The organism is Thalassospira sp. UBA848, assembly GCF_002295455.1.
Classification (GTDB): Bacteria; Pseudomonadota; Alphaproteobacteria; order Rhodospirillales; family Thalassospiraceae; genus Thalassospira.
Window position 1 is genome coordinate 48,986 of the sequence record NZ_DBGS01000144.1, and the last position, 14,237, is coordinate 63,222.

Genomic DNA, 14,237 nt, shown 5'->3' on the forward strand with positions numbered 1-14,237 from the left:
TCAAGTCCACCTGTCATGCCAAACGTTCCGGCTTGCCGGATGTTCCAGAAATGATCGAGCCATTTCGTGCATGAAAGGTGGGGAAAAATTGGTCTGCCGAATTAGGCAGCGACGCGTTCGACGTCTTCGCGCTCGAACGGTCCGATCTGCCACAAGATTTCGCTGGCAGCGGCACCTTCAAAGTGCGTTTCACGTTCAAACTGAACCTTGCGTTTGACCTCGGCGCCCAGTTCGCGTGCAACGGAGCGGAAAACACCCTGCGAAGGAGCGTTGGTTGACGTGATCGTCGTGTTCAGCTGCGAGACACCGTGGCAGGACGGACGGTCCAGGATGTCAAGGATCAGGCGTTTCGCCAAACGCAGGCCACGGGCCTTCGGGGAAACGGCGACCTGCCAGATGAAAAGCTGTTCAGGTGTATCCGGGACAATGTAGCCCGAAACGAAGCCTACGGCTTCGCCATTCAGTTCGGCAATCGCGCATGTGTCAGCAAAGTGCGAACACTGCAGCAGATTGCAGTACACCGAGTTTTCATCCAACGGCTTGCAGTCGGCGATCAGGTTGTTCACCGCAGAGCCGTCTGTGGCTTTGGGTTTACGGATAATCAGGTTGGCTTTCTGGCCGGTATTGCCGTTTGTGTTGGCAATTTTCATCGGTCTGCCTGCTCTGTTATTTCGATATGCGATCATTTATGCCGCGAGAGATATATAGAATAGCGATGCAAATTGATCAACCCTATTGTTGTGACTTTCCTGTGAAAATGCATAAGTCATTGAAAATCAATGAAATATAAATGTATCGACGTCCGATAGTGATTATATTCTTTCGATGAAATATTATTTCATGAAAAGAGCGGGTTTCGATGTAAAAAATGATCGAAATTCGATGCAAAAATGTCTTAAACCATTGCGGAATTGCGGCTGTAGGGCTAAAACAGCGTCTTCTACAGAAAACCGAAGATGCCCGGAAAATAACAATGGATAAATTGCATGAAGCGTTGATCTCCATCCGCCGTATCCTGCGCGCGAGTGATATCCACGCAAAAAGGCTTGGTAAGGTAACCGGGCTTAAAACGTCACAGCTTCTTGTTCTGCAGTCTCTTGAGGAATTCGGCGAGATGACGGTTGGCCAGATTGCGGCCAAAGTCAATTTGGCCCAAGCGTCGACCACAGCTCTGGTCGACAAATTGCAGGCAATGCAGCTTGTTACCCGCGAGCGTGGCGATACCGACAAGCGCAAGGTGTTTGTCCGGCTGACCGACCAGGGCAGGGCAATCCTTGATCGCGCACCGATGGCACTTCACGACCGGTTTTCTGATAATTTCAACAGTCTTGAAGAATGGGAACAGACTTTTCTGATCGCAGCCCTTCAACGTGTTTCAGGCATGATGGACGCCAGCGACATCGATGTCGCGCCGGTTCTTGATCACAACGTTATTGTTGAAAAACGTGACTAGCGGCAACAACCACGGAGCCGCACCGCAAATGCGTCGGCCCAAAGGTTGAAAGGCGCCAAGGTTCGATGCTCGCGATCAGGACGTTCAGAGAGCATGGAAGTTGTCTTAGAAGGATCTCTAATCCTGAGAAACAGAGGAGCGCTCAAGCCAGACGCTTAGTTCTTTGTTTGCCGTAATCAAACCTTCCCGGTTAATGATCTTGCGGGCAATGGCGCTGGATACCGCACGCGTGCGCTTGTTAAGGACGACGCCCATTTCATTTTGATCATGTGCTTCGACATCAAGTTTGTCATAGAGCGACAACAACCGGTTTTGTACGGTGCGTAATGACAGCTTTCGTCGCATTGCGATTGCCTTGTCGGGAAGGCCCAGCGCCAGATCAAGCAAGATCAGATATTCGAATTCCGTGAGCGCACTGCGTGAACGCATCTGCTGAGCCTGGATTTGATGGACTTCACGATCAACCACGATCTGGGCTTCGATCAGAACAGCGCGCAGTGCCAGCCGCATTTTATCCTGTGTCGCTGTTTTGAGAACGTAACCATATGCCGCCTGGTCGGGCACAATGCGCGTGATTCCGCGCAAATAGGCCTCATCTGAATAGTTCGACCAAAACAGGATCCTTGTATTGGGTCGACCCGCCCAGATTGTTCTGGCTGCCTCAATCCCGTTATGTTCTTTCATCCGAAGATCCATCACGATCGCAGTGATTTGATGCCGATGCGCAAGGGTTTCGGCTTCCTTGCCGTTATTGGCGACGAGAATTTCATCAAATTCCGGCAATGTTTGCTCGACGATTTCCAGCAGAAAATCGGCATGCATGTTGTCATCTTCAACCAGCAATATTTTCATTGACGTTTTCTCCTTGTTGTCTGGTTTTTTGATGCAACTTGATTGTCACAGTTGTTCCGTCCGACGTGGCAAGATCGTAATGCGCCCCAATCAGTCTGGCGCGCGTTTTCATATGTTCAAGCCCACTAGAGGGTTTCATGGGTTGCGGTCGGAATTTTCCATTGTCTGAAATCTGGATGGTCAAGACATTATCCGGGGACGCCGTAACCTGCACAGACACAAGCGAAGCATTCGAGTGCAGCACGGCGTTGTTGATTGCTTCCTGACAAATGCGGAAAATCGCGATGCGGGTTGTTTCAGGTAACAAGTCAATGGCGCCATCTGTCGCGTCATTGACCTTGAATTGCATCTTGCTGTCATAGCTTACAGCACGTTCAAGGTGCGTTTGAACAGCATGGTGGAAACCGAACAGGTCAAGGATTGAGGGGATGGAAGTGTCGATGATGTCCCGAAGCCCCTGAATCATGTTTTGGACTTGTCGTTGCAATCTCAGATACTGGGCCTCGCTTAGGCCGGGGCGCAGGTCCCTGGCGATGCGGGTCAGGTCGGCCAGGGTTTGATCGTGCAAATCCATGCCGATACGCTGACGTTCTGCCTCAAGCGCGTCTGTCAGGCTTAGCGCACCGAGGCGCAATCCTTCTTCGCGCGCAAGTATTTCTGCGCGCATAATCGCTTCCTTGTTTGCCTTTTCGTTGGCCCGCAAGGCGTGAAAATAGGGCGCTAGCATATCGGCCAAGATGCGCATTTGCTCAAGGTGGCTGTGGTCATAAAAATCTTCTTTCGTTGAAGAGCAATTCAATGAGCCAACGACTTCACCAAGAACCTTCATTCCGACGCTGACACGGCTGCGTAATTCGTGATCGATGATCGGCGCACTTACCGCGCCGGGGAAAACGAAACGAGGGTCTTTAAGGGCATTGCCCGTCAGAAGATGATCTGTGTTGCCCAGAAGGATATCGCGGATGGGAGCCTTGTGAACGTTCGAGCGCATTTTGCTCCAGGCGGTTTCAACGCCAACCTCGTATGCCGTCGCCCACATTTTGTCTGTGTCAATCAGGCAGACATCCAGATGATCAAACTCAATGATCTTTTCGATCTCGGTTTTTACCGAACTTAGGGCCGAATGAATATCAAGGTTGCCTGCAAGCAAATTGGATATTCGAAGGTAATGAGCAAGATCCGACATGGTTGTTTCCTCCGCCCTTTGAATAATATTCGCAGGCATTTCCCTTGTCTTGCGGGAACCCGCAACTTGGATGCGTAACACCGTATGCGTTGTGCGGAAACTGCTCTTTACGATTTAATTGAAAGCAAAGAAGGTTGCGCAACGGTTTTCGCGTGGCTTTGCTGGCGCAAACCCAATCTTGCCGATCAACGGCAAGGGTCAAAACAAAAAAACAATAAGTCACAAGCTGACATCAGGGGAAATGTTCGGGTTACGCAATATCTGCGTGATGACGAAACTTCCTTACAGGTAACTGACGATACCGCCATTTCTGATCACCAATCAGAAGTGTTGATGAAAGCAATTGGCAAAAGGGCGACCAAGATAATTTCACAATGCGGGCTGCGGCGCTGACCTGCAGCGGATGACATAAAGAACAATGCATCCAACGGGAGGAATACCATGAAAAAACTACTGACTATGACGACAGCTACTGTCGCGTTGATGATGACCGCGCATGTGGCGATGGCTGGACCGCAAACCGTTGCTGGTCCCGGTGCCGATCCGTCCTGTTTCACGCCGGTATCGGAAAACACCAACTATTTCCAGTGGCCTGCGCGTGAGGGCCCATACAAAATCGCACTGGTAAACGGTTTTATTGCCAATGACTGGCGTGTTCAAATGATCGCGGTTGCGAAAGCGTATGCTGCCCAACCGGCTGTCGCAGCCGACATCGAAGAGTTCAAGGTTGTGTCCGTGGGCGAAGACATTGCCGCACAGATTGCTGCTGCGAACAACTTTATCGACCAGGGCTTTGACGCCATCATCATCAACGCCAACAACACGGCGGCATTTGGGTCAGTGGTGCGCAAGGCCAATGAAGCCGATGTGGTGGTTCTGTCGTTTGACAACGTTATTGATGATCCCAACCAAATTGCGATCAATGTCGACCAAAAGGGCCTGGGTAAATCAGCCGGGGAATTCCTGCTTAAGGAAAGTGGTGATGGTCCGGCCAAGTTCCTCCATGTGCGTGGTCCGGCAGGGCAGCCGGTCGATATTGCACGAAACGAAGGCTTCCTTGAGGTCATCAAGGCATCTGGTCGCGATATCGAAGTCGTCGATGTTGTCGGAAACTGGGCCCCGGGTGACGGGCAGAAAGTAACCGCAGATGCCATCGCAGCCGGTGGTGTGTTTGACGGGATTTATGTACAGGGTGGCTCGCAAGGTGTTGCCACGGCAATGCTGGATGCTGGCGTATTCAAGGCCCCGATTTCCGGCGAAACCGAAAATGCGTTCCGACAGCTTTGCAATAAGGCTGGGTTGAGCTGTCAGTCCGGTGGAACGGGCCCCGCGCAGTCCTCTGTAACCATCAAAACCGCGATTGCGGCGTTGAAGGGCGAAGTTGTTCCGTCGGAAATTGCACTCCCGACTTCGATTTCTTATGCGCCGTTTGAGGAAGGCGTCGAGATGTTCCCGAAACTGCCGGGTAGCTTCTTTGCGGGCAACAATTTTGAATCCTGCAATATCGGCTTCACGGCAGAGGAAATCGCCTCGCAGACCGGCGAAAATAACTAATAATAACAAGCATCCAAATACCGTCGACCCTTTTTGGGTCGGCGGTACTCAAGTCTGATTAGGAATACTGCCGTGTCAGAGAGCAACTCTCCTTATTTACTGTCAATGTCGGGCATTACCAAGCGCTATGGCGGGGTTCGCGCGCTTGAAGACGTCAGCTTTGACACCAAACGTGGATCTATTCACGCACTGCTTGGTGAGAATGGTGCAGGAAAGTCGACATTAATTAAAATTCTGTCGGGCGTTGTGCAGCCTGATAGTGGCACCATCAAGATCGATGGAGATGTCGTCAATTTCGCAAATCCGCAGGAAGCAAATGATCTGGGCGTTTCGTGCATTTTTCAGGAACTCTCCCTGTTGCCGGACCTGACGGTTGCCGACAATATCGGTATCACCCGTCCACCACGCAACAAGCTGGGCCTTATCGACTATCGTGCGCAACGCCAGATTGCGGAAGAAGCCCTTGCGCGGGTTGGAGGTGAAAACATCGATCCGATGGCTACGGTGAGTAGTCTTTCGCTGTCCCGACGCCAGATGGTGGAAATTGCCAAGGCTTTGGCACGCAATCCAAAAATCCTGATCCTCGACGAGGCAACCTCTGCATTGACGGCGGCCGACGTAGAGAAGGTTTTCTCGATGCTTCACCGGCTTCGCGATGAGGGCATGGCGATCATCTATATTTCGCACCGGATGCCCGAAATTGCGGAACTGGCAGATACATGCACCGTTTATCGCAATGGCAGCAAGGTCGAAACTTTTACCAATGGTACGAAGTCCGACAGTGCTGTTGTCGAGATGATGATCGGTCGCGAATACAGCAGTGTTTATCCTGCGAAAAGCACCAGTTCCGTGGCATCCGAGCCAATCCTCGAAGTCGAGAACCTTTCGTGGAATAACGAGCTCAACAACATCAATCTTGAGATGCGACCGGGTGAAATCGTTGGACTGGGTGGTCTCGACGGGCAGGGACAGCGACAGTTGCAACTTGGCCTGTTTGGCACCCTGATCGGGTCGACTGGTTCGGTAAAGGTCAACGGAACCCCGGTTAAGTTAAATAGCCCGAAGATGGCCAAGTCTGATGATATCGGCATTGCTCTTGTGCCAGAGGACCGCAAATACGAGGGGTTGATGCTTTCAATGACGGTGCGTGAAAACCTGTCATTTGCAGCGGTCGAAAAAATGAGCCGACTGGGCGTTGTCGATAGCCATGCGGAAGAAGAAGCGATTGATGAGATGGTCAAGCTTCTCAAGATCAAGGCTGATGGCATTGACGGGCCGGTCGGGGCGTTGTCTGGCGGCAACCAGCAAAAAGTCGTCATTGGTAAATGGTTGATGACCAAGCCACGAATTATCCTATTGAACGATCCAACCCGCGGCATCGATGTCGGTACCAAGCAGGAAATTTATCAACTTCTGCAGAAGCTCGCCGCACAGGGATGCGCAATCCTTTTGTATTCAACCGACTATGACGAATTGATCGGTTGCTGTGATCGCGTTCTTGTCATGTATGACGGCCGGATCGTTCGCACCCTTGCGGGCGATGATCTTAACGAAACAAATCTGGTGTCAGCTGCGCTTAATCTTCCCGACCAAGTTGCGGCCCAACCTGAGCAAAATAAGAAACAGGGAGTGTCGTCATGAGTGTGGGATCTGAACCAGCAGATCTGGTTTCTCGACCAAAATATTTCGCGTGGATCGGACGTCTGTCAGCGGCCCAGCGTGGGGTTCTGATCGCCATGCTGATCTTTACGACAATGTTCCTTGTCTATGGCTGGAAGCAGGCAGTCGGCCTGTCTCCGAACATGATCAACACGGCGGCAAACAAAGGTGCGTTGCTTGCGCTGGTGGCAATGGCACAGACTTTGCCGATTATCACGCGCGGTCTTGATCTTTCTGTTGGTGCGACATTTGTGCTGTCGAACTGCCTTGCATCTTCGATTGTTGTCGGTGGACCCGTCGCAACAACTTTCGGGATCTTTGGCGTGTTACTGCTTGGTCTGGCCTGTGGCGCGATAAATGGCGTCATAATTGTGTATGGCCGCCTGCAGCCCCTGATTGCGACGCTGGCGACAAGTGCCGTCTATTTCGGTGTTGCGCTTGCCATTCGTCCCCAACCAGGTGGGTCTGTGAATTTCGAACTTGCTGATTTCATGACCCGTTCGTCATTTGCGGTTCCGCATACTGTATTGCTGTTGCTGGCAGTGGTCGTGTTCATCTGGATCCCGTATCGCCGATCGGTTCTGGGAAGAGCTGCATTTGCCATCGGTTCATCGGAACAAGCGGCTTATATGTCCGGTATTCCGATCAATCGCGCAAAGATGCTGGCATATACCCTGAGCGGTTTACTGGCGTCCATTGGCGGTATCCTTTTAACAGCATTGACCTATTCCGGCGCGGCGAAGATGTCGATTGCCAATGAATATACGCTGAATTCAATCGGCGCCGTGGTGATTGGCGGAACATCTTTGTTTGGTGGCGTCGGAAGTGCTGTCGGCTCGATTTTCGGAGCCTTCGTCATGCGGACAGTTGGGGATCTGTTGATCGTGTTTGACATCAACCCTGTTTTGCAGCCGCTGTTTGTCGGCGTCGTGCTGCTTGTTGCGGTCAGTCTCGGTTCATTACGTGTTCTGCGAATTAAGAACAGACTAGATATTTATCGGTAAGGCGGAAAAATGAGTGTTTCAGGCGTAATCGCAAGGCAATTTGATCGGGCGACCCTTATTGCATTTGCATGTGTAATTGTTCTGCTACTGATCGGCGCAATGGTCGAGCCAGCATTTCTGTCACCAAAATATCTGATACAGCAGCTCCACACCGCATCCTTCCTGGGGGTCGTTGCCAGTGGCGTGATGCTTGTCATTCTGTTGGGGCATATCGACCTTTCCATCCCGTGGACCATTGGCGTTGGCGGCATGATGGCAACGGGTGCAACCGGATTCCTCGGGCCAGAATGGGGTGTCACGCTTGCGGTGCCGTTCGGGGTTTTCTGTGGTGCATTGATCGGCACGGTGAATGGGTTGGGTGTGGCGTATCTGCGTGCGCCGGCCATGATATTCACCCTTGGAATGAACGCGGTCGCACAGGGCCTTATGGTTTATCATACGGGCGGTTTTGCCCCGCAAGACCGGGCAACCGAGTTCATGCGTGAACTGGCGGTCGGCCATCTCATTCCTGGCATTCCCAACCCACTTCTTATCTGGATCATTTTGGGTTCGGCGATTGTGTTTATGCTTAATCGGACCGTTCTTGGCCGTCGGATCTATGCCGTTGGTAATCAGGAAAGATCCGTCTTTCTGAGCGGGGTGGATACACGCAAGGTTATTCTGGCCTGCTTTATCTTTTCGGGGGCATGCGCGGCTTTGACGGGTGTTCTGTTGGCAGGATGGGCAAACCGTTCATATCAGGCAATGGGTGATCCTTATTTGTTGCCAACCATCGCTGCGATCATTCTTGGTGGAACAAACGTCCTTGGCGGCCGCGGAAAATATGTCGGAACGATCGCAGGGGTCATCTTGATCACCATCTTGCAGTCGATGCTTTCAGTGGTTCAGCCACAAAGGTACTTCGCCCAGCTCGGTGTCGATATTCCTGCAGATACGTTCCGTCAGGTGGTATTCGGTGCGGTGATTATCGGGATGTTGCTGATCTATGGTCGCCAGCAGCTGGTGCGGTAGTGGACGTGACCCCATTCGAGCCAAGCATTCTTGTCACACAACTTGTTTAGCACAAAGGATTGTCACGTGGCTTACTGCGCCGTAGACAAACTTGAAAGTACATCTGGTATGTTTGAGCCATACCAGATTTTGGATGATCGGTTTCGCGACCTGGTTCTGCCAAATGTTCGACTGAGAAAAATCTCTGGTGGGCATTTGTGGACAGAGGGGCCGGTATGGTTTCCGGCGCATCAATGCCTTCTGTTTTCCGATATTCCGAACCAGAAGATATTCCGCTGGATGTGTGATGGTTCGGTTAACGAGTTTCGCGATCACTCTGACTTTGCGAATGGCAATACCCGCGACACGAATGGTTGCCTTGTGACCTGTCAGCACGGATCAAGGACGGTCACGCGCACCGAACACAACGGAAAGATCACGACGCTGGCTGATGGCTTTGAGGGCAGGCGTCTTAACTCGCCCAATGACGTCGTGGTGAAGACAGACGGATCAATTTGGTTCACGGACCCAACCTACGGGATTTTGTCGAACTATGAGGGATACAAGGCAACACCCGAGCAGGAATTCAACAATGTGTTCCGTCTTGAGCCGGAAACCGGAATTGTAGAAAGCGTTGCGCAGGACTTTAGGCAGCCAAACGGACTGGCATTTTCCAATGATGAGAAGCTGCTTTATGTAACCGAGTCCGGAAGCAGCCACGATGCGACAATCCCGGCCGTCATTCGTGTTTATGATGTTGTTGGTGAAAGCGCGCTTGGAAATGGGCGCGATTTCGCCGAAATCGACAATGGCTTGCCAGATGGGATAAGGGTCGATTGTTACGGCAATGTCTGGAGTTCTGCCGCAGATGGCGTTCACTGTTTTGATCCCGGCGGTAAATTGCTTGGCAAGGTTCTGGTGCCCGAAACCGTCTCAAATTTAACGTTTGGCGGTGCGCGTGGGAACGAGTTGATGATTACTGCGACATCAAGCGTTTACGCAATACACGTCAACAGCCAAGCGTTGGTGCGCTAAGCGAAGAAAATACACTCTGCAGTGGGCCCGCGATCATTCCGAATTGGGGTTGGGTTCAACAGAATCGCGTTCAACCAACATGCATTCGACTTTGATCTGATTCGGAGATGCCAAAAGTCCCCCGACACTGTCGATAAGAAGTTCCGCGCAAATTTCACCCATCTCATAGTGCGGGAGAATAAGCGTTGTGAGGGGAGGGTGCGTATGTTGTGCAATCTCCCGATCATCGAATCCGATTACCGCAACATCATCCGGGATGCTTAACCCAAGTTCGCGCAAGGCATCAAAACACCCAAGTGCCATCAAATCGTTTGCGCAGAAAATCGCATCTGGTGGATTGTCCAGTGCCATAAGTTCGTGGGTCATCGAATAGCCGGTGGAGGGTTCCCAGTTACCAGGGCGCACAAGGGTTGAGTCGAACGGGATGTCGTTACTGGCAAGCGCTTGTCGATATCCTTTCAAGCGATCACGCGACGCATCAACACCTTTCTGGCCATTAATGATTGCGATGCGCTTGCGCCCCGCGCGAATAAGCCGTTCAGTCGCGGCCCGTCCACCAAGCAAGTCACCGGGCAACACAGACGGAAGGGTGCGGGTGCTGTCATAGCAATTGGCCAAAACAGTCGGTTTCTGCGACAGAACCGGGGGCAATTCCACCAATCTTGTCAGGATGGTGCCGTAGATAAAGCCAATAACGTTCGAGCCTGCCATCTGGTTGACGATGCTGGCTTCGATGTTGGCGTTACCATGGCTGACGGCCAGACAGACATTGATGCCGTACTCCAGCGCCTTGTTGTGGGCGCCTTCAAAAGCCAGCGCCATCCAGGGATCTGTGCTGATCTCATCGGCGATAAAGATGATTGTCGAACGTGATTTGCTGGTCTGCGTGACTTGGCTTTCCCGGCGAACAAGCTGGTAACCGAGTTTGACGGCAGAATCGATCACGCGCTGCTTTGTTGCTTCGGTCAGTTTAGCCGGGCTGCCATTCAGGACCAGCGAAACAGTAGCTTGCGACACGCCCGCCATTGCAGCGACATCCATCATCGTGGGGCGCTTGTTTCCACCGTAATGTTTGTTTTGCGACATAGACTTTTCTGCCTCTGGTCTTTTTGCCAAGCGATTGTTTGCAGTGATTGTGTCAGGTGATTGAGAAGCCGCCGACAAACACAGCTATTAGGTCCGCAAATTGAATGGTTTGGTGAATGCCTACCCGTTCAAATCGTCATTGGTAATACCTGTTCAGGTTGATCAAAACAACCCGTCAGGCGATTCAGCCACGATATTTATTAATTGCGGAAGCTAATAAATTTATCGACGAGACGTTCGATAGGTCACTTGACTTAAAAATATTAATTAATATTATTAATTCAATAGGGAGGATGATTAATGAAGATTTTGGTTACGGGTGCGACGGGAAAGGTCGGCAAGGCGTTTCTGGCGACGTTTCTTGGTTGCGAGCAATATTCGTCCGCCAGCGTTGTGGCACTGTGTCACAACCGAAAGGTCGAAACGGACGGTCGGATAGAGGTCATCAACGGTTCTCTCTCTGATCCTGAGACCATTGCGCGTGCAATGGATGGCGTAACCCACGTTCTTCATATGGCCGCGGTAAAAGAAAGCCCCGAGCTTGTGATTGATGTCGCGATCAAGGGCATGTTCTTGCTGCTTGAAGCGGCACGCCAGTCACCGACATTCAAGCAGTTTGTTTTGATCGGAGGGGACTGTTCTGTCGGGCACATTTTCAAAGAATACCCGGAGCCCATCACGGAAACCTCGCCGAGGAAAGCCTATAGCGGGTGCTATGCGCTGACCAAGGTGCTCGAAGAGGTCATGATTGAGCAATATCAAATCCAGTATGGCCTAAATGGCACCGTTTTGCGCGCGCCCTGGATCATGGAGAAAGATGATTTCAGGTATGCGCTTTCATTCGGGCCTGATCAGTTTGGTGGCCCGGTCTGGAGCGACCTTATGAGTGCAGACAAGGCCGCGCGCCTTGGAAAAGGCAACTTTGTGCCGCTGATGCGTGACAGGACGGGGGCGCCACTTAAACGCAATTTTGTGCATGTCGATGACCTCGTTGCTGCGTTGATTGCTGCCATCGATCATCCCGCGGCGATGCAAGAGCTTTTCAATATCGCTATGGATGAGCCGGTCGATTATGCGCAAGTGGCGGATTACCTCGTTCGGACACGGGGTATGGAAGCCGTCGAAATCCCCACACCGTTTCATAGCAACTGGCTGGACAACACCAAGGCACGATCCGCCCTTGGTTGGCGTCCGCAAGTAGATTTCGAGGGAATGATCGAGCGGGCCTGGTCATACGAGAGAAGCCCGGGCGATCCTCGGAAAATCTGGTATCCGGGGTAATCAACTCCGGGCCAGACCAACTAGGGAGAGCTAAACGTGAAACATAAAATGTTACTAACTCTCACATCTGCGCTCATTCTTGCGACAGGTGTTGGTGCTGCAAATGCCAATGACAAAAAGACATTGGCTATCGTAGTCAAAGGCTTGGATAACCCGTTTTTTGAACAAATCAACCTTGGTTGTCAGCAGTGGTTGTCGGAGAACAAGGAGTCTGAATATGAGTGCTTCTATACCGGGCCGGCATCCAGTGCGGATGAGGCTGGCGAAGTTCAGATCGTTGACGATCTGCTAACCCGTGGCGTTGCCGCCATCGCAATTTCGCCATCAAATGCGCCCGCAATGGCTAACCGCATTCGTCAGATCAACCCGGATGTCCCTGTGATGACGATTGATGCGGACTTTCTTGAAAAAGATCGCGATTTGCGTGCGACTTATCTGGGGACAGATAACTATCTGATGGGTGTCAAGATGGCCGAAGAAGCCATGACCCTGAAGCCGGATGGCGGATCCGTTTGCTTGCAGCTTGGGAACGTTGCGGCAGACAACATCAATGCACGGGCGGCCGGCTTTCGTGACACGATCTCAGGCGTGAAGGGCACTGAACGTCTTGATAACAGCAATGGCTGGACGGAAGTCGATGGGTGCCCGGTCTTTACAAACGATCAGGTTGATCTCGCAAACCAGCAAATGGCCGATACATTCACGGCCAACCCGGATCTGGATGCCTTTATCCTTATTGGTGGTTGGGCGCAGTTCGCGCCACAGGCGTATGCCCAGGTTACAGATCAGGTCATGGATCGGCTGAAGTCCAAGGAATTGATCCTGATTGCCGGGGATACGCTTCCGCCGCAGACGCAGGCCTTCAGGGACGGCCGCAGCCATGCGCAGGTTGGTCAGCGCCCGTTTGAAATGGGCTATCGCGCCCCTGATGTCATGATCGAGCTGATCAATGGCAAAAAGGTAGATGACCCGCTCTTTACGGGATTGGATATTTGCAATCAGTCAGATCCGGGCTTCTGCGCGGATAATTGATGCTCAGGTAGTGTAATCAGGGCCGGGTTCCTATGGATCCGGCCCAATCTTTATCGAAATTCAGACGGGACAGGCAATAGGCGTGACAAAGCGAAAAATCAACTGGGGTATTCTTTCAACGGCCAAGATCGGGTTGGAAAAGGTTATTCCTGCAATCCAGAAGTCCAGTTCTTCAAATGTCTTGGGGATTGCATCGCGCAATGCTGGTCGGTCGGCAAGGGCAGCCAATGATCTTGGAATTCAAAAATCCTATGCTTCTTATGAGGCCTTGATCGCAGATCCGGAAATAGATGCGATCTACAACCCTTTGCCAAATCATATGCATGTGGATTGGACCCTCGCAGCGGCCCGGGCAGGAAAGCATGTGTTGTGTGAAAAGCCAATTGGATTGAATACAGACGACGCACGGCGCCTTCTGCAATGTCCGGATAACGTTCTGATCGCAGAGGCGTTCATGGTTCGCTATCACCCGCAGTGGCTTCGAGTCCGCGATTTGGTCAGGAGCGGAGAGCTGGGAGAGGTAAGGGCTATTCAGGCGGCTTTCAGCTACTTTAACACTGACGGTTCGGATATTCGCAATCGCCCAGATGCCGGGGGTGGGGCGATGATGGATATCGGGTGCTATCCAATTACTGCGGGGCGGTTTCTGTTTGAAAACGAGCCCGTACAGGTGATGGCTCTGATCGACAGGGACCCGGAATTCAAGACAGACCGAATGGCAAGTGTCGTGGCGGACTTTGGCCGCGGGCGGCAGCTGTCTTTCGTTGTTTCCACGCAATTGTGTCCATATCAGACGTTAAATGTCCTTGGCACAAAGGCGCGCGCCGAAATTATGATCCCATATAACGCGCCGGCAGGCGAAGAAACGGCCGTGGTTATTGATGATGGTCAAAGTCTCGACGGCAGCCTTGCAGGCTGTGAGATATTGCCAGCGTGCGATCAATACACCGAACAGGCCGAGCAGTTTTCCCAGGCAATCCTTACAGGTACCGCATTGCCTTACGGCATTGCGGATTCCATTGCGTCGATGCGTGTTTTGGACGCGGTTTTCGCCAGCGAAGATCAAAAAAAGTGGATCAATGTGTGATTAAAACCATCTACTTAA

Annotated in this window: 14 protein-coding genes; 10 read left to right on the plus strand and 4 right to left on the minus strand. The window is 51.9% G+C overall.

The genetic code is table 11. From position 1 onward, the window contains the following. Positions 1-101: 101 nt before the first annotated feature. Positions 102-650 (minus strand): diaminobutyrate acetyltransferase, encoded by a 549-nt coding sequence (gene ectA, locus B2R48_RS19980; protein WP_297003728.1) that lies wholly within the window; start codon positions 648-650, stop codon positions 102-104. 323 nt (positions 651-973) lie between these two features. Here ectA and B2R48_RS19985 point away from each other — a divergent pair, with 323 nt between their 5' ends. Further along, positions 974-1,453, plus strand: coding sequence for a MarR family winged helix-turn-helix transcriptional regulator (locus tag B2R48_RS19985; protein ID WP_062954862.1), 480 nt, complete (start codon positions 974-976; stop codon positions 1,451-1,453). 117 nt (positions 1,454-1,570) lie between these two features. Here B2R48_RS19985 and B2R48_RS19990 read toward each other — a convergent pair whose 3' ends face one another. Next, on the minus strand, positions 1,571-2,305 hold the full coding sequence (locus tag B2R48_RS19990) for a response regulator (protein ID WP_297003729.1): 735 nt from the start codon (positions 2,303-2,305) through the stop codon (positions 1,571-1,573). Continuing rightward, positions 2,286-3,491 (minus strand): GAF domain-containing sensor histidine kinase, encoded by a 1,206-nt coding sequence (locus tag B2R48_RS19995; protein ID WP_297003730.1) that lies wholly within the window; start codon positions 3,489-3,491, stop codon positions 2,286-2,288. The genes B2R48_RS19990 and B2R48_RS19995 overlap by 20 nt, the downstream gene beginning before the upstream one ends. A gap of 84 nt (positions 3,492-3,575) precedes the next feature. Here B2R48_RS19995 and B2R48_RS20000 point away from each other — a divergent pair, with 84 nt between their 5' ends. The 6 genes from B2R48_RS20000 to B2R48_RS20025 all read left to right on the plus strand — a co-directional run bounded on the left by B2R48_RS20000 (position 3,576) and on the right by B2R48_RS20025 (position 9,733). Next, a complete protein-coding gene (locus B2R48_RS20000) occupies positions 3,576-3,884 on the plus strand; it encodes a hypothetical protein (protein ID WP_297003731.1) in 309 nt (102 codons plus the stop codon). A 48-nt stretch (positions 3,885-3,932) separates the two neighbouring features. Further along, positions 3,933-5,045, plus strand: a complete 1,113-nt coding sequence (locus B2R48_RS20005; protein ID WP_297003732.1) for a substrate-binding domain-containing protein — start codon at positions 3,933-3,935, stop codon at positions 5,043-5,045. A gap of 72 nt (positions 5,046-5,117) precedes the next feature. Beyond that, positions 5,118-6,686: a sugar ABC transporter ATP-binding protein gene (locus tag B2R48_RS20010; protein WP_297003733.1), complete on the plus strand. Its 1,569-nt coding sequence runs from the start codon at positions 5,118-5,120 to the stop codon at positions 6,684-6,686. After that, positions 6,683-7,708 carry an ABC transporter permease gene (locus B2R48_RS20015; protein WP_297003734.1) on the plus strand — a complete coding sequence of 342 codons (1,026 nt, stop codon included), beginning with the start codon at positions 6,683-6,685 and terminating at the stop codon, positions 7,706-7,708. Before B2R48_RS20010 ends, B2R48_RS20015 begins: the two co-directional genes overlap by 4 nt. Before the next feature lie 9 nt (positions 7,709-7,717). Beyond that, on the plus strand, positions 7,718-8,719 hold the full coding sequence (locus tag B2R48_RS20020; RefSeq protein WP_062954867.1) for an ABC transporter permease: 1,002 nt from the start codon (positions 7,718-7,720) through the stop codon (positions 8,717-8,719). 66 nt (positions 8,720-8,785) lie between these two features. Beyond that, positions 8,786-9,733 carry an SMP-30/gluconolactonase/LRE family protein gene (locus B2R48_RS20025; RefSeq protein WP_297003736.1) on the plus strand — a complete coding sequence of 316 codons (948 nt, stop codon included), beginning with the start codon at positions 8,786-8,788 and terminating at the stop codon, positions 9,731-9,733. Between the two features lie 33 nt (positions 9,734-9,766). On the opposite strand, the gene B2R48_RS20030 is transcribed toward B2R48_RS20025, so the two are convergent. Beyond that, positions 9,767-10,819 carry a LacI family DNA-binding transcriptional regulator gene (locus B2R48_RS20030; RefSeq protein WP_198157143.1) on the minus strand — a complete coding sequence of 351 codons (1,053 nt, stop codon included), beginning with the start codon at positions 10,817-10,819 and terminating at the stop codon, positions 9,767-9,769. 300 nt (positions 10,820-11,119) lie between these two features. Between B2R48_RS20030 and B2R48_RS20035 the strand changes: the two genes are divergently transcribed. The 3 genes from B2R48_RS20035 (at position 11,120) to B2R48_RS20045 (ending at position 14,219) form a co-directional block, all read left to right on the plus strand. Next, positions 11,120-12,100 carry an NAD-dependent epimerase/dehydratase family protein gene (locus tag B2R48_RS20035; protein ID WP_297003739.1) on the plus strand — a complete coding sequence of 327 codons (981 nt, stop codon included), beginning with the start codon at positions 11,120-11,122 and terminating at the stop codon, positions 12,098-12,100. 48 nt (positions 12,101-12,148) lie between these two features. Then, positions 12,149-13,132, plus strand: coding sequence for a substrate-binding domain-containing protein (locus B2R48_RS20040; RefSeq protein ID WP_297003740.1), 984 nt, complete (start codon positions 12,149-12,151; stop codon positions 13,130-13,132). A gap of 82 nt (positions 13,133-13,214) precedes the next feature. After that, the gene (locus B2R48_RS20045; protein WP_297003741.1) at positions 13,215-14,219 is read left to right on the plus strand and encodes a Gfo/Idh/MocA family protein; all 1,005 of its coding nucleotides are present in this window, start codon (positions 13,215-13,217) and stop codon (positions 14,217-14,219) included. Positions 14,220-14,237: the final 18 nt, after the last annotated feature.